13 protein-coding genes are annotated in these 20850 nt (G+C 65.1%); 9 read left to right on the forward strand and 4 right to left on the reverse strand.

Annotation, left to right across the window (positions count from 1 at the left end; translation table 11 throughout):
• Positions 1 to 28: 28 nt before the first annotated feature.
• Together ACWDTI_RS21495 and ACWDTI_RS21500 are read right to left on the reverse strand one after the other, a co-directional pair.
• On the reverse strand, positions 29 to 2383 hold the full coding sequence (locus ACWDTI_RS21495) for an SGNH hydrolase domain-containing protein (RefSeq protein ID WP_449740160.1): 2355 nt from the start codon (positions 2381 to 2383) through the stop codon (positions 29 to 31).
• An 11-nt stretch (positions 2384 to 2394) separates the two neighbouring features.
• Entirely contained in the window at positions 2395 to 4236 is a 1842-nt protein-coding gene (locus tag ACWDTI_RS21500) for a glycosyltransferase family 2 protein (protein ID WP_449740242.1), read from the reverse strand.
• A 161-nt stretch (positions 4237 to 4397) separates the two neighbouring features.
• Between ACWDTI_RS21500 and ACWDTI_RS21505 the strand changes: the two genes are divergently transcribed.
• The 6 genes from ACWDTI_RS21505 to ACWDTI_RS21530 all read left to right on the forward strand — a co-directional run bounded on the left by ACWDTI_RS21505 (position 4398) and on the right by ACWDTI_RS21530 (position 11678).
• Complete coding sequence (locus tag ACWDTI_RS21505; RefSeq protein WP_449740161.1) at positions 4398 to 5552, forward strand: alpha/beta hydrolase; 1155 nt, start codon at positions 4398 to 4400, stop codon at positions 5550 to 5552.
• Between the two features lie 137 nt (positions 5553 to 5689).
• Positions 5690 to 6526, forward strand: coding sequence for an SGNH/GDSL hydrolase family protein (locus tag ACWDTI_RS21510; protein WP_449740162.1), 837 nt, complete (start codon positions 5690 to 5692; stop codon positions 6524 to 6526).
• 258 nt (positions 6527 to 6784) lie between these two features.
• Positions 6785 to 8095, forward strand: a complete 1311-nt coding sequence (locus ACWDTI_RS21515; protein WP_449740163.1) for a nucleotide sugar dehydrogenase — start codon at positions 6785 to 6787, stop codon at positions 8093 to 8095.
• A gap of 135 nt (positions 8096 to 8230) precedes the next feature.
• Positions 8231 to 9442, forward strand: a complete 1212-nt coding sequence (locus tag ACWDTI_RS21520; protein ID WP_449740164.1) for a glycosyltransferase family 2 protein — start codon at positions 8231 to 8233, stop codon at positions 9440 to 9442.
• On the forward strand, positions 9439 to 10953 hold the full coding sequence (locus ACWDTI_RS21525) for a polysaccharide deacetylase family protein (RefSeq protein ID WP_449740165.1): 1515 nt from the start codon (positions 9439 to 9441) through the stop codon (positions 10951 to 10953). Before ACWDTI_RS21520 ends, ACWDTI_RS21525 begins: the two co-directional genes overlap by 4 nt.
• On the forward strand, positions 10950 to 11678 hold the full coding sequence (locus tag ACWDTI_RS21530) for a hypothetical protein (protein WP_449740166.1): 729 nt from the start codon (positions 10950 to 10952) through the stop codon (positions 11676 to 11678). Before ACWDTI_RS21525 ends, ACWDTI_RS21530 begins: the two co-directional genes overlap by 4 nt.
• Here the strand turns inward: ACWDTI_RS21530 and ACWDTI_RS21535 are convergent.
• Positions 11656 to 13602: a flavin-containing monooxygenase gene (locus ACWDTI_RS21535; protein ID WP_449740167.1), complete on the reverse strand. Its 1947-nt coding sequence runs from the start codon at positions 13600 to 13602 to the stop codon at positions 11656 to 11658. The two genes, ACWDTI_RS21530 and ACWDTI_RS21535, sit on opposite strands and share 23 nt — an antisense overlap.
• A gap of 142 nt (positions 13603 to 13744) precedes the next feature.
• Between ACWDTI_RS21535 and ACWDTI_RS21540 the strand changes: the two genes are divergently transcribed.
• The 3 genes from ACWDTI_RS21540 to ACWDTI_RS21550 are packed head-to-tail and all read left to right on the forward strand — an operon-like array spanning position 13745 to position 16604.
• A complete protein-coding gene (locus ACWDTI_RS21540) occupies positions 13745 to 14383 on the forward strand; it encodes a nitroreductase family protein (RefSeq protein ID WP_449740168.1) in 639 nt (212 codons plus the stop codon).
• The gene (locus tag ACWDTI_RS21545; protein WP_449740169.1) at positions 14380 to 15984 is read left to right on the forward strand and encodes a class I adenylate-forming enzyme family protein; all 1605 of its coding nucleotides are present in this window, start codon (positions 14380 to 14382) and stop codon (positions 15982 to 15984) included. The genes ACWDTI_RS21540 and ACWDTI_RS21545 overlap by 4 nt, the downstream gene beginning before the upstream one ends.
• Before the next feature lie 5 nt (positions 15985 to 15989).
• A complete protein-coding gene (locus tag ACWDTI_RS21550; protein WP_449740243.1) occupies positions 15990 to 16604 on the forward strand; it encodes a TetR family transcriptional regulator in 615 nt (204 codons plus the stop codon).
• A gap of 115 nt (positions 16605 to 16719) precedes the next feature.
• Here ACWDTI_RS21550 and ACWDTI_RS21555 read toward each other — a convergent pair whose 3' ends face one another.
• Positions 16720 to 20649, reverse strand: a complete 3930-nt coding sequence (locus ACWDTI_RS21555) for a DUF3376 domain-containing protein (RefSeq protein ID WP_449740244.1) — start codon at positions 20647 to 20649, stop codon at positions 16720 to 16722.
• Positions 20650 to 20850 lie beyond the last annotated feature (201 nt).

Consider the following 20850-nt stretch of genomic DNA (forward strand, 5'->3'; position numbering starts at 1 on the left):
TTTGACTCGCCGATGTCATTGTCGGTCATCACCCCGCCCGATAATCAAACCCCGCCGCATCCAACCGATTCACCAGCGCCGGCTCCAACACCCTCGCCGCAGTCGCCGTCAGATGCGACTCGTCCCGATAGAACATGATCTTGTTGCGCGCCGGAAAGCACGTATTGCCCTGGCACAGGAGATCATTCACCGAGATCGTGACAATCCTCCGCTTTCCCCGCCCGGCCGGCATCTCAAGCACCGGCTCGAAACGCGGCACGTCGTCGAACGCGAAGTCGCACTTGCTCCAGTTGTCGAGTGACCCCGACATACAGTCGGCCACTTGGAAGTTCGGGTATGGGGTGTCGGCGATGTAGACCAGCCGCGCTCCGGTGGCGCGCAGGGTGGTGAGTGTGTCGTTCCATGCCGTCTCGGCCATCGCCTTCGATGGCACGTAGGTCGAGAGCGACGACACGATGATGATCTTCGGGTGCAGTGCGGCGATCTGCTCGAGCGAATCTCGGCGCCAGTCAACGCAATCCTGCTTGGCGTAGGGATCGGGCATGCCGTGCGGCGGCAGATTCTGTGCCGGACAGGCGGCCTTGGTGAACTGGTGGATTTGCCAGTTGTGGTTGGAGCCGATCTCCCGGATGGACTCGACCCACTGCTCGGCGTGGCTGTCGCCGAAGAGCACCACGGGGATTCCGTCGTCGGGGCCGAATGTGCACGACCTGGTGGGTGTCCGCTGGCTGACCGGTAGGAGGCACTCGTTGGGTGAGGGTCGGTCGTCGTAGGCCTGGAAGGGGTTGGGCACCACGGCACCTGATGTCGTTTGGTTGTCGGTGCCGAAAACAGATTGGTAGGTCAACGCCGCGTTCGCGACAGTGTCGCGGCTGGCTACCTTCACCGTGAGGATGCCGGCGGTCATCGTGACGGCTAGTGCGACGACGAGGCCGGTGATGCCGACGGAGATGGATGCGGAGGTGTTTCGGCGGAGTTCGCGGTTGGCGATGATCGGTTCTTCGAACCAGAGGGTTGAGGCGGTGGCTATGAGGAATGAGACCACGGAGACGGCTAGGAGGGCTGGCCAGGCGGAGATACCGGTGGCTTGTTCGAAGAGGACGATCGCCGGCCAGTGCCAGAGGTACCAGGCGTAGGAGATTCGGCCTAGGAAGCGGAGGGACGGGAGGGCGAGGAGGGTGGTGGGGGTGAGGGTGGTGAGGAGCCTGGTTGCGGCGACCCTTCGTGACGCACGCTCGCTAGCGCTCGCGGGCTCCTCAGGGAGCGGGGAAGGTCGCGTTTCTGGGCTCGCGGGGTGGTCAGGGGGCGTGGGGTCCGTGCCTTCGACACGCACGCTCGCTGCGCTCGCGGGCTGCTCAGGGAGCGGGGGGTGTGCGCTGGCTGGCTCCGGCTGGGGGTCTCGATACGCTCCCTCCGCTAGCGCTCCGGGTGCTACTCGACCAGCGGAGGGGGGCGTCGCGGTGGGCCTTTCGACGGGCTCAAGGGTCGAATGGAACATCTGGCCGGCGGCGATGATGAGGACGGCGGCACCGGTGGGGAGGAGGGCGGCGGTGCCGGGGTAAGGGGTTTGGGGGGTGATGGCGAAGGCGCCGTAGAGGAGGCCGGCCAGGCCGAGCCAGCCGAGGGTGAAGGCCAGCGGGGTGGTGAGTTTGGCGGTGCGGCCGTGGCCGACGAGGGCGGGGGCGACAACGGCGAGGAGGGCGCCGGCGCCGAATTGCCAGGCGCGGGTGTGGGTGGCCATGTAGGCGAGGGACGGGTCCGTCGACGTGAGGCGGACGGCGGCGAACAAGGATGCGGCCGAGATCAATCCGACGACGATGCCGACGGCCATGCGCATGGACAGATACCGGCGCAGCGGGGTGCGCGACACCAGCGCGGCCGCCGCGAACACCGTGAGCGGCCAAACGAAGTACAGCTGCTCCTCGATGGACAGCGACCAGAAGTGGGTGGCGAGGCTGCCGTCGATCGAGCCGGACAGGTAGTCGGCGTTCTGAGCGATGAAGTGCCAGTTGGCCATTTGCGCGGCAGCGGCCAGGAGGTCGATGGCCTGCTTGAACACCTTCAGCAGCGGCATCGTCAGCGCGGCACCGATGATCGACACCACGATCACCAGTGCGGCCGCCGGAATGATGCGTCGGGCGCGGCGGGCGTAGAAACCCTTGAACGACACCGTGCCTCGGCGCTCGTACTCGCGGACCAGCAGCCGCGTGATAAGGAAGCCGGAAATCACGAAGAAGACGTCGACGCCGATGAATCCGCCGTCGATGAACGGGACGTGCGCGTGGAACAGGACGACGAGGAGGACTGCGATCCCGCGGAGTCCGGCGATGTCGTCGAAAAAGGTTGCGCTGCTCGGCTGACGGTCGGTGGTCGGTGGCGACATTTCAGCGAGGGTCACGAAACGTCCCACGGCAGCATGATGTCGAACCAGCCGAGGGCGAGTGCAGCGATGAAGCCGATCGCCGAGGTCCAGCCGATGACCTCCCACACGGTGATGCGATTCCAGTTCGGTCCGATCGGGCGACGGTCGGTGAGCTGGGGGCGGTCGTCGTAGGCCAGGGCATGGCGTCGCAGTCGACGGACCGGCAATTCCATCACCGGTGCGGCCTCTTCACTGGGGAGCAGCACCTTGACGAACTCGACCAGCAGCGGCCCGGCGAGATAGGTGTAGGCCAGGACAAAGCCGAGCATCATGAAAAACGGCCACAGCCCGACCTGGCGGACGTCGCGGATGATGAACACCCAGAACGCCGCCAGCGATCCGCCGAGCGAGACCACCCCGAGGACGGCGATCGAGCGGGCCAGCCGGTTCGACTTGCCGATCGCGCCGGTCGGCACCCACCCGATCTCGCGTCCCAAGATCTTGTGCCAGATGGCGACCACGTGAGCGAAGCTGTACGCCAACTGAATCCGCAGCACCTCGAATCGCCACCGTGTCTGGGACACCATCGGGAACAGCACCACGTACACCCATAGGCCGAGCAGGAACGGCACCAGCTGTCGCGGCTGCACGTCGTCGGGGAAAAACGCGGCCATGATGATCCCCGGCAGGAACAGCAAGAACACATTGAGCGCGGTGGTGAGGTAGTAGAGGATGCCGGCCCACAGCGCGAGGAACTGCCGGACGCTCAACCGGCGCGGACGGTCGATCACCGTCTCGGTCTTGGTGAGCCGTGACAGCGACCCCTGACACCACCGGTACTGCTGATTGAGGAAGCCGGCCAGGTCGGTCGGGCACAGCCCCCGGGAGAGCACCACCGGCACATACCGGATGTTGTAGCCGGCGCGCTGGACATGACGGCCGGTGTGCAGATCCTCGCTGTGCTCGATGGCCGCGAAGCCACCGACCTCCTCGAGCGCGCTGCGCCGGTAGACCGCGGAGGTGCCCACGCAGTTCGCCGCGCCGATCCGGTCGCGCGAGGGCTGCACCCATCGATAGAAGTACTCCTGGGTGGCGCCGGCGGTCCGCTGAATCCAGTTCATCGCGACGGTGGTGGCGAAGACCTGGGGGCTTTGCACGATGGCGACTGACGGGTCGTCGAGGTAGGGCACGAGGTGCTGAAGGAAATCGGGTCGCGGGCAGAAGTCGGCGTCGAAGATGACGATGAACTCGCCGTCGCTGATCGTGCAGGCGTGCCGCAGGTTGCCGGCCTTGCGCAGGTGTCCGCGGTCGTGTCGGACGATGTAGCGGAATCGGTAGTCGGCGGCGAGCTCGGCGACGGTGTCGCGGTCGGCGTCGTCGAGCACGTAGACCCGCACCCGGCCGGGCCAGGCGAGTTCGCTGACGTAGCGGTAGGTGTTGTTGAGGATGTCGAGGCTCTCACCGCAGGTGGGGAGGAAGATGTCGACGCTCGGATAGTCGTCGTCGGCGGGCTGCCACCCGGCCACCGTCTCCTGGTGCGACCGCCAGGTGATGCGCCTCGAGTTCACCCCGGTCACCGTAGAAAATGTGGTGCCAATCACATTGAGGGCCAACACGATCAGCACCGGCAACAACAACGGATGGCCCATGGCGAAGACGAACAACGACCACCCGGCCAGCACGAACGCGGCGATCAGGAACAGCTGCACCCACCGCATCTGCGGGCCGAGATAGGCGTAGACCTCGTCGTCGTCGGGTGCTCTGACCGCGAGCGGATTCGATTCGGCTGCAGGCGGTTCGGCCCCTCGACGTCGCACGATGGTCGTGGCGCCGGTCTGCTCGAGGTCCGCGGTGTCGGCGTCGGCCGGTGGCATCGACGCGGTGGCGCCGATGCCACGCACCCCCGCAACGACATCCACAAGTTAAAAGAATCAACTACCGGATACGCCAACGCAAACCCAGGGACTCCTGTCGGTGGCGGAGCGGTTACCGTCATCCGGTGAGAATTCGGTGGGTCCGGGTCGGGGTGGTGTGCGTGACGGCAGCCATCGCTGCCGCGTGCTCACCGTCGCATTCGCCCACCGACACGACGAGCTCGCCGGCGATGAGCGCGACCGCCGAACAGGACCGGGGCCAGGTGATGAGCTACGAACCCGGCCTCGATGCCTGGGCGCCGGCGCTGCCCGCGGGCACGCGGACCACCCGCATCGTCTACCGCTCGGTGTCCGGGGTGACCGGGGCGGCCACCACGGTCAGTGGAGCGGTCTTTGTGCCCCGCGCCGGACGACCGGCCGGTGGCTGGCCGCTGATCGCCTACGCGCACGGCACCACCGGCATCACCCGCGACTGCGGCCCGTCCGATCAGCCGGACATGTTCGGCGACCTGCACGCCGTCCGCAGCTTACTCGACGCCGGCTATGCGGTCGTCACGACCGACTACCAAGGTCTGGGCCTGCGCACCGACGAGCCGCAGCCGCACCCCTACCTCGAACCCCGCACGGCCGCCTACAACGTGATCGACGCGGTCCGTGCCGCACGGTCGATCGAACCGACCGTGGGAACACGGTGGCTGGCCGTCGGCGCGTCGCAGGGTGGGGCGGCCGCGTGGTCGACGGCCGAAACGTATGCGTCGTACGGGAAGGACAGCGGCGACCTGGTCGGCGCGGTCGCGGTGTCTCCCCTGCTCGACGGGCGATATCTGGTGGACCGGGCGCAGACGTCGTCATTGACGGTGGCACAGCGCTACCTCTATCCCCTGCTCGTCGCGGGTGTGGAACAAGCACAGCGCGGCGACACCGCCGAACCGGTCGGCGGCACAGACCCAGGCCGCTTTCCCGCAGCTCCCTCGTGTACGAACGGGAAGACCGCGCTCGCCGGTCAGGTGAGCCCACCCGCGCCCTCGGTGCTGACGGTGACCGCCGGCAAGGCCGACGGGCTGAGCGCCGATTTGGGTGCGGATGCGCTACCGAAGGTGCGCACGGATGTGCCGATCCTGGCCATCTACGGCAGCGCGGACGACGTCATCCCGGTGGACGTGATGGAAGTCACACTGGCGCGTGGCTGCGGGCTCGGCGATCGGCTGCAGCGCATTCGCCGTGATGGACAAGGACATTCGCTGGACCCCGGCCCACAGATGGCCACGTGGATGCACGATCGGGTGGTTGGCCGCCCCGTCACCAGCGACTGCTGATCGCCGACCACCATCGTCGGCTTGCACCTGTCCCGTGGATGCCCGCTATGGTGACTGCGTCGGATACAGTTTCGAGAATTCTGGCGTCACCGACACGAAGATGACCTGGGACGTTCGAGTCGGGAGAGATGCGCGCAATGTCGAATGTGGTCAACCGGATCTACCGGTCTGCTCCGCTGTGGGCGTGGATTGTGATGGCCGTGTGCGTCGTCGTGTTGGTCGTCGGGTTGATCATTTCGTCGAATCGGACCGCGCCGACCAGTTCGTCGTCCAACGCGGCCATGACCAGCGCGCCGGCGGCCGCACCCGCGACCCCCGCGACCGTCAGCTTCATCGACGACGCCAAGGCCAACCCCAGTACTCCGAAGACTCTCGTCCTGCTCGGTGACGGCAGCGGCTCGGCGAAGGACGGTTGGGCCCCCGCGCTCGGCACCGCGATCAGCCAGAACCTCGACCGCCCGGTCGCCACCAAGTTCTGGAACCCGACGACCGGCAGCTACGGCGCGATGGTCGGGCTCGGCGACGGCAAGAACGGTCCGGTCGGATACTGGAATGCGAGTGCGGCCGGTAAGGACGTCGCCTACACGCAGCAGCATCTCGACACCATGATCGCGACCGATGTGACCCCGGATCTGATCCTGCTGAACTTCGGGCACACCGAGGATGCGAACAAGCCGCTGGCGACACAGGTTCAGCCGTTGATCGATCAGCTCAAGCAGAAATATCCCAACGCCGACATCGCGGTGATCAAGCAGAACCCGACGCCGGGCGCCGCGTCGTCGGACCAGATGGCCGGCTACGCCGCGGCGATGGACGCCGAGGGTGTTCAGGTGATCGACGTGTACTCCGCCTTCCCGACCGATGCGGCTGGGCTGTCGGCCGTCGCCGGCACTGACGGCAATCCGACGGCGGCCGGGCAGAAGCTGTGGACGCGAACGATTCTCGCCGCTTTTGGGTTGCCGACGGGGCAGTAGCCCTCAAACACGCGGGCGGCAAGTCAACCGCTCGTAGTCAGCAACGTGCTCCGGGCGTACGTCACGGGGCGGCATTTGTCGGTCCAATCGCCACTTCGCCTGCGTAGCATTTCCGATATAACCGAACCCGAGTCCGGATGTACTATAGCAAACCGCTAACACAATCTGGTACTGTCTGGGACGCACGCGTCTCACTTGTCGGTTCTGAGAAGTGCCGTGCTCAAATGCAGGCACTCTCAATCATCAGAGGTGAACGACGTGACGTACCGCGATGCCTCGGCGTCTCATGCCCAAAACACAGTCGCCGGCATTCGGCAACGCCGCCAAGTCGCGGTGGTGGGACTGGGCTACGTCGGGCTGCCGACAGCACTGTCACTTGCCGAGGCCGACGCCGAGGTGGTCGGACTCGATGTGGACGAGACCCGACTGATGGCCATCAAGAAGGCGGCGGTCGACCTCCTTCCACGCGACATCCGCCGGCTCGAAACCGCACTGAGTGACCAGTCTCTTCATCTGACCACCGAACCGAGTCACCTCAGTGCCGTCGACGGAATCGTGATTTGCGTACCCACCCCCGTCGACAGTCACATGACACCCGACCTGACGGCACTGGCCGCCGCCTGCTCCACGGTCGTAGAGCATGCGCGCGCCGGACAGACCATCGTCCTGACGTCGACAACGTATCCGGGATGCACTGCCGACCTCCTGGTGAAACCGTTGAAGGACCGAGGTTTTGAACCCGGCAGAGAAGTCTTCATCGCATTCAGCCCCGAGCGGATCGATCCGGGCGTTGCCGCGCACAACCCCGAACTCACGCCCCGCGTACTCGGCGGCGTGACAGCCGAATGTAGTCGGCACGCCGCCGCTCTCGTCGAGCACACCGCAGCATCCCTACACATGGTGTCGTCGCCGGAAGCCGCCGAGATGACCAAACTCGTGGAAAACTCCTTCCGCGCGGTCAACATCGCGTTGGCCAACGAGTTCGCCGACGCTGCGCGCGAGCTGAAGATCGACGTTATGGAGGTCATCTCTGCGGCGGCAACCAAGCCGTACGGCTACATGCCGTTTTACCCAAGCGCCGGCGTCGGGGGCCACTGCATCCCGTGTGATCCGCACTATCTGCTGTGGCATCTCCGGTCCCGCCGGACAACCTCTCGAGTGGTGGAGGCCGCGATGTCGGCCATCGCGGCTCGCCCGCGCGAGGTCATCGCGCGTGCGCGGGAGGTCTTGGGGGATTCGGGTCGATCGCTGCGTGATTCGCGCATACTCGTCGTCGGTGTCGCCTACAAGCCGGGCGTCGCGGACGTGCGGGAGTCGCCCGCACTCGAGATCATCGACGGCCTGACCGAGTACGGCGCGATGGTGTCGTACTTCGATCCGCTTGTACCCCAGATCATCACGAGTACGGGCCTGATGGACGGCGAGACCGAGCCCGACGATGACGACTGGGATCTCGTGGTGGTGCACACGCTGCACCCCGACGCCGACATCTCGTGGATCGACGATTCGGCGCTCGTGTTGGACACCACCCACCGGCTTGCACGCACTGCGCGTACTCACCTGCTCTAGTCGAGCGCTTTCCAGTATCAGGAGAATCCCTTGTCCGACATCATGACTGGCGCTGAGCAGCACACACTGCCAGACGCGCCGGCGCCGCATCGCCGTCCTACCGGCTCCCGGCGTGGGGCGCTGGTGGGTGTCATCATGTTCCTGGTTGTTGTCATCTGCGCGGTCAAGCTGCTGTCGTACAGCTTCCTGCTCACCGAACCGGTGTGGGCCGTGTACAGCCTGCTGGTGACCGTCTTCATCCTCTCGCGATTCGGGCTCGCACTGCTCTATCGACCGCGGCTTCCGGCGACTGCAGCCACCTACACGCCCACTGTCGCAATCGTGGTCCCGGCGTTCAACGAGCCGGTGATCGCCGAAACCCTGCGTTCCTGCCTGTCTGTCGACTACCCGGCCGGCCGGCTGCGGGTTGTCGTGGTCGACGACAAATCGACCGACGACACCCTCGCTCGAATCTACGAAGTGGCAGCCGAATATCCGGAACTGACCGTCGTCGAACAACCTGTGAACCGCGGGAAGCGACACGCCATGGCGGCCGGAATCGCAGCCGATGCCGACTCGGAGATCTTCGTCTTCATCGACTCCGACTCGCAGGTCCAACCCGAAGCGGTGCGAAAGTTGGTCGCCTACTTCGCCGATCCCGACGTGGGTGCCGCCGCCGGTCACACCGACGTCGCAAACGCAGACACCAACATCCTCACCCGCATGCAGGCGATGCAGTACTACATCGCCTTCCGCGTGTACAAGTCGGCCGAGGCATTGTTCGGCTCGGTCACCTGCTGCTCCGGCTGCTTTTCCGGCTACCGCCGCGCCGCGGTCGACCCGGTCCTCGACAAGTGGTCCAATCAGCAATTCCTCGGTCAGGACAGCACTTTCGGTGACGATCGCAGCCTCACCAATTTCCTGCTGCCCAACTGGCGCGTGCTGTATGCGCCCGACGCCCAGGCGTACACCGAAGTTCCCGACCAACTGCGCAAGTTCCTGCGACAACAGCTGCGCTGGAAGAAGAGCTGGCTGCGAGAATCAGCTCGGGCGTCAAAGGTGATGTGGCGCAAGCCCCCTGTCATGGCGGCGATGTTCTACCTCGGCTTCCTGCTGCCGTTCATGGCGCCCCAGGTGCTGTTTCGCGCGTTTGTCGTACAGCCGACCTTCGCGAGTCAGCTGCCGTACTGGTACCTCGGCGGGGTCACGCTGATGTCCCTGATCTACGGGCTCTACTACTGGCTACACAAGGGCGACCCGCACTGGTACCGCGGAATCTATTTCACCGTGTTCTACACCGTCATCCTCGCGTGGCAGTTGCCGTACGCGGTGCTCACCATCCGAGACTCCAAGTGGGGCACCCGATGAGCGGGCGACTCACCCGGCCACTCATACCGGTCGCACTGGTGATGATCGTTGTCGGCTTCCTCATTGTTCCGGCCGCATGGCAGGTGGCACACGCGGCCAACAAGATGAACAAGCCTCTCGAACAGGTCACCACCGTCGCGAATCCCAGCAATCCGGAGTTGGTCGCGAAACTCACTGCGGCCGAGACGAGTACACAGTCATCGCCACTGATCCTCACCTATCACGACATCGGCCACAACAACAGTCGCTACACCGTGACACCGGAGGTCTTCGCCGCCCAGATGCAGTTGTTGGCCGACGCGGGCTGGACAACGGTCACCGCCGCGCAACTGTCCGCCTGGCTACACGGGACCCCGCTTCCGCCGCACAGTGTGATGATCAGTTTCGACGACGGTACGACCGGGGTGTGGCGATATGCTGACCCGATTCTCGCGCGCAACAACCAGCACGCCATCGCCTACGTCATCACCGGGTCGGTCGGCACGCACGCCCCGTACTACATGACCTGGGATCACATTGCCCAGCTTCACTCGAGCGGCCGCTGGGACTTCGGCTCGCACACCGACGCCGGACACGGCCAGGTCCCGATCGATGCAGCCGGTGCCGAGGGCCCGTTCCTGACCAGCCATCGGTTCCTGTCCGGCCAGAACCGCTTCGAGTCGCCCGACGAGTACCGCGACCGCGTCAGGCGTGATCTCGTCGCTTCCGAGCGCACGCTTGTCGAGCACGGGCTGCCCGAACCTGCATTCCTCGCATTTCCCTTCTCGTCCCACGAGGAGTATCCGCCCACCGCGACGACCGAACCGGGAGTCCTCAATGCCGTCGTGAACGAACTGTTCCAAGCGGCAATGCTGGACAGCCCGGACACCGTCGCGACGACGACCATCAGCGATCTCACCGACCGGTATCTGGACCGCATGGACATCACCACCGACGTATCACTCGAGAGTTGGGTGGGACGGCTGGTCGGCGCGAGCCCGATTAATCCCCCCGCCGCCCGCCCTTTCAAGCGTCTCGACGACTGGCGCACGGCCGACGGAGCCGAGTTACGTGCCGTTGCCGCAAACGAAGTGCAATTCGGCCCGGGTGCACACACCTACGTGTCCAGCCGATTCGCGCCCGACAAGACCAGCATGTGGCGTGACTACACGGTGAGCGCCGACCTGCGCGGGTTCAGCGCACCGGGCGACGGCACGTCCACCGGGCTGATCGCGCTGTCCCGCGATCCGTCTCACCAGGTGGAGGTCACTGTCGGGAGCGGGAGCTACCAGATCGTGTATGCCGGCAGTCCGCACGCAGTTCAGTCCGGGGCGCTGCCGCCCGCATCGTCGTACCACGCCGAGATCGCCGTCCGAAACGGCCGGATCTCCGTCCTGATCGATGGCGTCAGAATCGCTACTTTCCGTGTCTCACAAGGATTTCCCGGAGCAGCGGGCGGAGTTGCGTTGTCCGGGATTCGGTTGCACCCAACGAGCCCGGCGCCGCGCATCGCGAACCTCGAGGTGCGATGAACCGACTGCGGGCCGTCATCGCCGTCACCGCGATAACCCTGGCCGCATGTTCGACCGGATCGGATGAGGGCAACTTGGATGACAACTTCTCGGGCCCCGACGGCGTGATCGCGTCGGAGAAGTCACGCACCGCACCAGATTCGCCCTGGCTCATCACCAGCGGAACCTTGTATCGCGATGAGAACGTCGGATGGACCGGGACCCCGGACGATGGACGCTCACCGGGCGGCACCGGGTCGGCGGTGTTTCGAATGGTGTCCAAGGAACGCGGATTTGGCGACGTGGCCGTCACGATGCGCCTGCGGATCGACGAACTCGTCGAGACCGCGCGGACGCCAGAACAGGACTACGACGGCGCGCACGTCTGGCTGCGCTACCAGTCCGACCGCGAGTTATACGCGGTGAGCGTCGACCGCCGCGACGGCGTCCTCGTGATCAAGAAGAAATGCCCTGGCGGTGACGAGAACGGCGGAACCTATTTCGACCTCGCCAACGAGGTGCATGGAGCACCTATCCCGTTCAAGAAGTGGCAGGACGTATCGGCCACCGTGCGCAATCTCCCGGATGGGTCGGTCGAAATCATCGCCCGGCGAGACGGTTACACGCTTCGCGCGACCGACACCGGCATGGGATGCGCGCCGATTCGCGCAGCTGGCGGGATCGGGCTGCGCGGCGACAACGCCAACATCCGCTTCGACGACATCAAGGTACGACCTCTGTCATGAAGTCGCCGCGGTCCACATCACGCGTCATCCGCCAGTAATCCACGATCCGCCACGGCAACACCGCCACCACGCGGCCGGCATCGTTGCGATACCAGTTGCTCATCGCCGGATGCGTCCACACCATCCGGGCGTGCGCGTCGTCGACCGCCCGGTTGTAGTCGGTGGTGACGTCGCCGCGGACCTCGAGCGCACCGAGATGCTTACGTGCCATCAGTGAAATCGCCGCTGCCACATACCGAACCTGGCATTCGAGGATCGTGATGAAGCTGCCGCCATGGCCGAGTGCGGTGTTGGGTCCGGTCAGGATGAACAGGTTCGGGAAGTCCGGCGCGGTGATGCCGAGGTAGGCGTACGCGTCGTGATCGCCCCACGCCTGCACCGTCGAACGGCCACTGCGGCCACGCACCTCCATCGGGTACAGGAACCGGTCGCTGTGGAAGCCGGTGGCGAGGATGACGATGTCGAATTCTCGTGCGGCACCGTCGGTGTCGATCAGCCCGGTCGGAGTGACCTCGCGCACCGCCTGCGGCACGAGTTCGACGTTGGGCCGGCGCAGCATCGCATACCAGCCGTTGTCGAGCAGCATCCGTTTGCCGAAGGGCGGGTAGTCGGGGGTGGACAGCTCGATCAGGTCCTGGCGGTCACCGAGTTGCTCGGTCAGGTAGCGCAGATAGAACCCCCGATGGCCATGGTTGGCGGCATTGATCGACGCGGTCTCCTCGGACCAGTCCGGGTCAACTTGCAGGGTCGGGTGCACCTTGTCGTTGAAAATCCAGGACAGCCGCGCCCGATACCACTCGCGATACCCGGGCAAATGATCCATCAGCCAGTGCACATCGTCGCCGACGGGCGCGAAGTAGTCGTCGTTGGGGGCGATCCACTGCGGGGAGCGTTGAAAGACGGTCAGCGACTTCACTGTGTCGACGATGGCCGGCCCGATCTGCATGGCGCTGGCGCCCGATCCGACGATCGCCACCCGCTTGCCGTCGAGCGCACCGGGTTCGTCGAGTTCGGCCGGCCACTGCGCCGAGTGGAACAGCGGCCCGGCAAAGGTGTCGAGGCCCGGAAGATCGGGGATCTTCGGTCGATTGAGCAGTCCGACCGCACTGATCAGCAGCCGTGCCCGCAGCGTGTGGGTGGTGCCGTCCCGGTCCCGCGCGGTGACCGTCCACTGCTGGGACCCGGCGTCGTAGGTGGCGGTATCGACTTCCATGCCGAATCGGATCCGCTCGCGTAGCCGATGCTGATCGGCGTAGGCCTGCATGTAGTCCTGCACCTCGTCGCGCTTGCCGAAGTGCGTCGACCAGTCGTGTTCGAACCCAGAGATCGAGTACAGGTAGCTCGGCGTGTCGACGCCCGCGCCGGGATAACGGTTCTCCCACCAGGATCCGCCGACCTCGTCGTTCTTCTCCAGCACGGTGTGCTCGATGCCGAGCTCGGTCAACCGCACCGACATCATCATGCCCGCCACCCCGGCGCCGATCACGATCGCCGACAAATGCTCGACCGCGTCCGGATCTTGAGTGTCGACCGTCGCGTGGGTGGCGCCGTGCACGATGTCGGCCATCATCGGCGTGAACTCATGCGGGACGGGCTCACCGGCGGTGAAGTCGAGGATGGCGGCGATCGTGTCCTCATCGAGGCGGCGACGCACCGGCCGGCCGGCCGCATCCCAGGTACGAACCGCGTCGACGACGGCGGTGGTGATCTCGTCCCGAACCGCCGGGTCCAGTCCCCCGGTCCGGTTGTCGTCCATGCCGCGCGGGCGGGTGGGGCGATACCGGTCGGACAGCCACCGCTCGTCGCCGGTCAGCTCGACCAGCACCGCAATCAGCGTGGGAATGTTGCCGGCTGCCACCGCGTGTCGCAGGCGGTCGACATCGGCGGCAGCCCGACCGGCGGCAGAGGTTGCGGTGGAGACCATGACCCATGCTAACCATGGTTAGCCATCGGCCGTCAACGCCTGCACAGACCTGTGACGCAAGTGCTTGACACCACATCACGGCTGATGCAGTGTGAGGTACATCATGCTAACTGCGGTTAGTGCCAATGGAGGAGGAGTGGTGATGGAACTCAGCGAAGCCATGCGGTCGACCGGCACGTGCCGGTACTTCAGCGACAAGCACGTCTCCGACGAGGTGCTCTATCAGGCGTTCGACCATGCCCGCTTCGGTCCGCAAGGCGGCAACCGCCAGCCGGTCCGGTGGGTGGTGGTGCGCGACGACGCCACCAAGAAGCGGCTCGCCGAGCTGTATCTGCCGTACTGGGAGGCGTATTACGCAGCGGTGCAGGAAGGCAGCAAGGCGGTGGGCGCGGTGCCGAAAACGGTGGAGAGCGCCAACGACTTCGCCCATCACCTCGGCGAGGTGCCGGTGATGATCGTGGTGTGCGCCGAGCTGGAGGGGCTGCATCCCACCGACCACGAACTGGGGCGGCTGAGCGTCGTCGGCGGCGCATCGATCTACCCGACCGTGCAGAATCTGACCCTGGCGCTTCGGGAGCACGGTGTGGCGTCGGCGCTGACCACCCTGCTGTGCGCCGAGGAACCCGCGGTCAAGGAGTTGCTGCACATCCCGGACGGCTACCTCACCGCTGCTCATGTCGCTGTCGGCTATCCGCGAGATGGCTTCCCCAGCAAGCTCACTCGCACTCCGGTCGACGAGATCGCCTTCTTGGACACCTTCGACAAACCGATGTTCGCATGAGTGCACCGGCCAGCCACGTCGCTCACCGGTCCCTCACCGAGGCACAGACGTCGATGCTGGGCCGCGCGACCATCGGCGACCAACTCCGGCGGCTGGCGCAGTCACACGGCACCAAGCCCGCGATCATCTCCTACGGCGCCGACGGCACCCGCCACGCCACCACCTACGGTGAACTCGACCTGCTCGCCAACCGGTTCGCGAACGTCCTACTCGACCTGGGCGTCGGCCTGGGCGACGGTGTCACGGTGATGAGCCGCAACCGGGTGGAAAGTGTCGTCGCCTACTACGGGGCGTTGAAGATCGGCGCGTTCTACTCCGGGATCAGTCCCCTCTTCGGCGAGCGGGAGATCACCCAGCAGATCGGGCACCTGCGCCCGGCGGCGCTGGTGGTCGCCGCGGAGAACGCGGCCCTCGCGGGACCGATCGCTGCCGAAGCCGGCGCCCGCGTGGTCGTCGTCAGCGATGCGACGGACTCACCATGGCCGTCATTTCACAACTTGATGGCCGAGGCGTCGGATGTGGAGCCGACAGCCGAGGTCGACGAGCACGACCTCGCGATGATCGTTTACACCAGCGGCACCGAGTCGGCACCCAAGGGCGTGCAGATCGCGCACCGCAACTTCCTCATCTCCACCGCCCCGGCGATGATGTGGGGACTGCGCTGCCTGCCCGACGATGTGTGGTTGTACATCATGCCGTTTCACACCATCGCCGGTATCGGGTCGCTCACGTCGCTGACCCTGCTGGGCGCGACCCTGGTGTTGCCAGCGTCGGTCGATCCGGGCGAATCGTTGAAAACGATTCGTGACGAACAGATTTCGGTGCTCGCGCAGACCCCGACCTTCTATATCGCGTTGGCCGGTCACCCCGATTTCGGGGCGGACACGGTCGGCACGGTACGACGGTGTCTGACCTATGGCGGGCAGGTGTCGCCGTTCGCGGTCGACGCGTGGGCCGATGCCACACCGTCGTCGGTGTGGGGTACCTACTGGGGCCAGTCCGAGCTGACCCAGCTGGGGTCGGTGGGCTGGTTCAAACGCCTCGAGGACGTCCCCGACCAGGACCCGACCTGGATCGGCAAGCCGGTGGGACATCTGGAGATCCGAGTCGTCGACGCCAACGGCGACGACGCGACCGAGGGTGAATTACTCTGCCGCACACCGTCGGTGATGCTCGGCTACCACAACGACCCGGAACGCACCGCAGCCGTGCTGGCCGACGGGTGGGTGCACACCGGCGACATCGTCCGGGTCGACGACGACGGCAACCTGTTCTTCCGGGACCGCCGCAAGGACATGATCAAGACGGGCGGCTACAACGTGTCCTCGCAGGAGGTCGAACGGACACTGCAGAGCCATCCCGACGTCATGCGCGCCGCCGTGGTCGGGCTTCCGGACGAGTACTGGTCGGAGGCGGTGACCGCGTTCATCGTGCTCCAGGATGGGGCGACGACGACCGCCGAGGAACTGCGCGAGTTCTGCCGCGGTGATCTGGCCTCGTTCAAGGTGCCGAAGACGGTGCACCTGTTGGCCGAGCTGCCGACCGACCCGCAGGGCAAACTGTTGAAGCGGGAATTGCGGAGGCAGTACGGAGAGAGTTGATGTCGATGGATCGGGCGGTGCCGCTACCGGAGGGTGATCGGCGGGCGGCGCGCACCTCGGTGCGGCGCGAGGAGATCGTCACCGCAGCCGCGGTCTACTTCGCCGAGCATGGTTATGCCAGCGTCGGAATGCGCGACATCGCGCAGGCCGTCGGCATCAAGGGCGCCAGTCTCTACAACCACTTTCACTCGAAGGAAGAGATCCTCTACGCGATCGCGTTGCGGATGACCAAGGACCCGCTGGAGCATCTGCTGGTGTTGGATGAGGCCGGGTCGCCGGCCGAGCGGCTGGTGCGTCTGGTGGAGATCCACGTGCGCCATCTGGCCGAACATCGGGTGGAGCATCTCGTGTCGTTGCGTGAGATGTCCGCGCTGCTGCCGGAGCATCGGGCCGTCGTCAAGGACCATCGGAAGTACTACCAGCGGCGCGTCCGCGACGTGATCGCCGCGGGTGCCCGGGCCGGGGAGTTCGTGGTCCGCGACGCGGGACAGTCGGCGATCGCCGTGCTGGATTTGATGAACGGGATCAGCTGGTGGCTGCGCGACGGGGCCGACGTCGACTTGTTGGTGGCCGACTACGTCGGATTTGCCCGGGGGGTGTTGGGCTACCGCGTCGGGTGATGCTTGCCTGAGTACGTGTGGGCGTCAATTGATGTGCGAATGGATAACTCAGCGATATTCCCGACCATTCAGTCGACAATCAAGGTCGCGGTGGAGAGCACACGCAAAGCCAATCTCACCCTCGAGTGCCGAGGTCGCCGGGGCGATCTCTGGGTGGCCACCATGCGCGTTTCCATGCGCGGCAATCTATTGCGATGCGCTGTAGGAGATCTTGGCGAACTCGAAGCCACTCGCGCCACCCGGTTGCCGTCAACAAGTCGGTACTGAGCGGTATTGCGCACTGCTGCAGGAGGCCGACTCCGACGAGCCAGATGACAAACGGGAGGAGATCGACGAAACCGCTCTCCATGCATCCATGGCTGTCCAGCAGTTTGACGACAGCGATCGCGGCGCCGATCAGCAACGCGGAAACCGAAAGCAGCCAGTACCACGGCGTCCAACCCCAGAAGCTGACCAAGGTCAGTGCGACGACGGCCAGAACTACGATCAGTGTGCGCGATGTCCAGAGGCCCTGCCGCGCAGTGGCTTCGGCAAGGTGGATGGAACAGCTCATCGGTGACGAATCAGCATCGCGAGACGGGGTGATCGAGGTGGCAACCGCCGCCATTGCATACAGGACGCCGGTCGCGATCAGCGTCCCGATCCGACCTGGCGGCGGTCGGCGGTGCGGCTGCGCGCTCACCGACCGCCAGTACAACCACCACGTCAACAGCGCGGCGGCGGCGACCAAGAGAACCATGAACTCCCAGCCCACCTGCCGCCAGGCCTGCGGCCACACCAGCCCGAAAGCAATTGATAAGACAACGATTACGACCCCGCCAACCATGGCAGCGACATAACGCTTCGCGGCACGCCGCCGCGAAGCGCCAATGACGTCGCTCCACTCTGTGTTGCCGGGCCTGACGGTGGCGAATCCTCGAACCACCCTGCGCCAACGTCGCCAAACCATGAAGCCGAGCCAGGCCATCACCACTCCGACCACCAGAAGCAGACCCGCGAAAACCCGCTGTTCGACAATCGACGCCGGAGACGGTCCAAGTAGGGCGGCCGCGGTGAGACCGACGGCGAGAGCCGCAATCAGTCGGAGTGGATCGGCAACCAGCGACGCCACCGCGATCACGAGACGAAGAACAACGGCAACAATCCATTTGAGGACATTGACCACAACTCCACCCGAACCCGTTTCGGGCTGCAACCCCCGGGCAATCAACGGCAACGCGCGCGAGATGAGCGCGAATTTGTACGTGGCCGAAAGGTTTGCGAGTGACTCTCCGCCGACCCTCTCGAGTCGCGATGACAGTGGGTCGTCGGTGGGACGCGATCGATATCCCCGGCAATCCGCTTCTTGGAGAATCAGGCGTGTCACCGCATCAGAGGACGGTGGCGTTTCGTCCCGACCCGATGAACGCTGCAGAAGTGCCGGTACGCGTGTTGCCGCGTCCAGACGACCCCAGTACCAATCGTTCTCCCGCCACCGTGAATTGAGGAACCCGGCGAACCGTGCCAAATCGGTACCGGCGAGCTTGATGTCGGCGCGCGACAGCTCGCGGGTGGCTTTGACGTCGTCACTGATCTGCTGGTGAAGCCTCGACAGGTCTGCGTTCTTCCGGACCCAGGACTCCACCTGCTTCTGAATCGCGGCCTCACGAAGCGGCTCCAGATCCACGCGATCCTCTGCTGGTCCCACGCACAACCCTTCGAGGCCGTCTGCCCGCGTGTCACCGGTGATCTCGAAGTACCGAATCCGCGTTGCACTGCCGGGGATTCCGATGCTGAGAAACAGACGCGCAAGCCCGACTGCGTCGATGTCGGACGAGTGGACCGAAGTGAAAATCGATGGGCTCGAGACACTCTGAACGGATATGGGCCACTCTCGGATAGAGGCAAGTAGGTCGTCGAGAGCCGGCCACATGTGGAGCAGGAGCGGCCCGATCGTCGGCGGCCTGGTCGAATTCGGCGGCGGAGAAGCTGGTGCCAGCGCGATGAACAGCGCTGCGTCGCCGGCCACCGACTCGTCGCGCGTCGCGTCGATCTCTGCCTGCGAGATCATTACTTCGTTCTGGCAAACCAGACCTTTGGCGAGACGTTTACTCAGCGATGGCGGCTCGTCCCCGGGCGTGCCGCCCGGCTGCATCAACTGTCGGAAAACCGTTTCGCGGCGATAGTAGTAGAGAAGAGTGAGCCATCGATAAAGTCTGCGCTTCACCGCTCCCGTCTCATCGGTGGCATCGAACGTTTCACGCCACCGCACCCAGGCGATCATAACCATCACGGCATCGATGGCCGCCTGGATATCACCTTTTCCCAGGCAGTTTTTGGCGTCCGCATCCTTGTACGCGGAGGCGAGATCGCAAGACAGGCTGGAGACGTCGGTCTCCGAAAGGTCCAGCACGGCGACGGCACCGAATGGCGGTGCGCTGTACCAAGGTTGAGGGTCGCGCAGGAAGTCGGTGAGCAGATCGGTATCGCGGCCTACTCGTGCGGCGAAGTAGCCGTCGATCGACTGTCGTTTCAACGCCGCCAACGGAACACCAGCCAGCGCGGCTAGTCGTCCCTCGACAGCAGCACTGTTCGCGTTGTACTTGTCGACGAGATGCCTTTCGTCAGCCGCGGTTTCGGTTCGTTTCTGCAGAGCCCGGGACTCCGTGATACCGCGGAGCCAGTTGATGGTCGGCGTGGATCGATCCCCGTGGTCAGCACGATCGGGCGCATTTGGCGGTGGTGATGACGTCGGATAGACGGGTGCGGGTGGCTGCGGGTCCAGGTAGACCAGATAGCGCTCCGACGGCTGGTCGGTCGCCGAACGTTGGATCGCGCGTACCGCTCGGTCGATGGGGATGTTGTCGAACACCCCGCCGTCGACCACGTTGAAGACTTCTCGTGGCCGCCCGAGATCGGTGGTACCCGTGGGGGATTTGGCGACGGGCACGGCCGGTTGATGAGCAGCTGGGCTCGATGCCGTGCGCGCTGCGCCGGCGCGTGCGCCGCGCGCATACGTAAATACGGGATGCATGTTCATCACGCGACGGCTGTTGGTGAGTCGATCCAGGTTTGTGCGTGGAATCCGGAGCCGCTCACGCATTCTGTATATGCGCCACGACCACCAACCAAGTGCGGTGGGGTCCCCCTCGGGTGTGAGTCGGACGCCGTCGGCCGGCGGGCCCATGATCGATTGGACCGGCGCGGGCTCGAAGGCGCCGGGGAATGCGCTTGTGGCGCGGGCCGCCAACGCCATTCGCTGAAGTTGCACGCTGGGCGGCGTTGGCACCTCCGACGGCGCTCCACCGTCGGAGGAGACAACCTTGACGACGCGGCCGTCTGTTAGCGACGCCAACGGATCTCCGGTGTCGTTGAGGCCCGGAATGCTGGTGTAGCGACTCGTCAGGCCACCGGGTCGTCGTGCGAAACTCAAACCTGCACGGTTGCCCAGCGCGGGCTCAAGCGCGTCGGGCAGAAGCGTCGCGGCGAGTTCCACCGTCAGGTGTTCGGTTGCCGCTGCGGGCTTCGCGGCTCGTGCCGGTGGCCCCGACGTCGCCGCGTTGACGATCTCCGTGATCGCACCGGCTGCCAGGGGCAGAAATCGGTCGTCACCCTTCAGAATCGACGGCACTGTCGTCACTCCGGGGTCACGCAACAGATCCCAGAGTCCGCCGTTGTCCTGCCAGGTTTCGAGAACGATGTCGTCGGTGGCGACACCGTACGACTGCGCCAACGCGAACAGCACTGCGTTCAGACCGCCGGCACTGGCGCCGGCGAGAATGTCGAATTCAACCTTTTTGTAGCCGGCCTCATCCAGCATCGAGCGATAGTGTTGCGCACGACGCCCGCGAAACGAGTGTTTGCTGCAGGTCACGCACGCACACAAGGACTTCTTCGACCAGCAACCTTTGCAGTCACACGCTTCGGCGCGTGGCTCGTTCCCGCATGTGCATTCATCGCACGCGCACTCACCGCACGAGCACGGCGAATTGAATCCCTCGACCTCGAGCGATGCCCGTCGCAAGAGATCGAGTTCGGCGATGACACCGCCGATCCACACCGCCATGCTCACGCCCCCTCGCATAGCCAGAGCAATCCGAAGGTTCTTCGTCGTGCTTGTCATCAGAGACCTCACTCCGCAACACAGCAATGGTGGAGAGAATGGTGGCAAAGGAATCGCCGACGGACAGGGTAATCAGTGCGTTTCCGTGATTTCGTGATGCGTTCGGTGTTGAGCATCGTTCATACGATCTACAGCCGGGGTGAC

The sequence above is a fragment of the Gordonia sp. NPDC003424 genome, assembly GCF_053588655.1.

Coding starts and splice junctions, on each gene's coding strand:
- ACWDTI_RS21495 (WP_449740160.1), bottom strand. CDS start 2,383: ATGTCGCCACCGACCACCGACCGTCAGCCGAGCAGCGCAACCTTTTTC.
- ACWDTI_RS21500 (WP_449740242.1), bottom strand. CDS start 4,236: ATGCCACCGGCCGACGCCGACACCGCGGACCTCGAGCAGACCGGCGCC.
- ACWDTI_RS21510 (WP_449740162.1), top strand. CDS start 5,690: ATGTCGAATGTGGTCAACCGGATCTACCGGTCTGCTCCGCTGTGGGCG.
- ACWDTI_RS21520 (WP_449740164.1), top strand. CDS start 8,231: ATGTTCCTGGTTGTTGTCATCTGCGCGGTCAAGCTGCTGTCGTACAGC.
- ACWDTI_RS21525 (WP_449740165.1), top strand. CDS start 9,439: ATGAGCGGGCGACTCACCCGGCCACTCATACCGGTCGCACTGGTGATG.
- ACWDTI_RS21530 (WP_449740166.1), top strand. CDS start 10,950: ATGAACCGACTGCGGGCCGTCATCGCCGTCACCGCGATAACCCTGGCC.
- ACWDTI_RS21535 (WP_449740167.1), bottom strand. CDS start 13,602: ATGGTCTCCACCGCAACCTCTGCCGCCGGTCGGGCTGCCGCCGATGTC.
- ACWDTI_RS21540 (WP_449740168.1), top strand. CDS start 13,745: ATGGAACTCAGCGAAGCCATGCGGTCGACCGGCACGTGCCGGTACTTC.
- ACWDTI_RS21545 (WP_449740169.1), top strand. CDS start 14,380: ATGAGTGCACCGGCCAGCCACGTCGCTCACCGGTCCCTCACCGAGGCA.
- ACWDTI_RS21550 (WP_449740243.1), top strand. CDS start 15,990: ATGGATCGGGCGGTGCCGCTACCGGAGGGTGATCGGCGGGCGGCGCGC.
- ACWDTI_RS21555 (WP_449740244.1), bottom strand. CDS start 20,649: ATGGCGGTGTGGATCGGCGGTGTCATCGCCGAACTCGATCTCTTGCGA.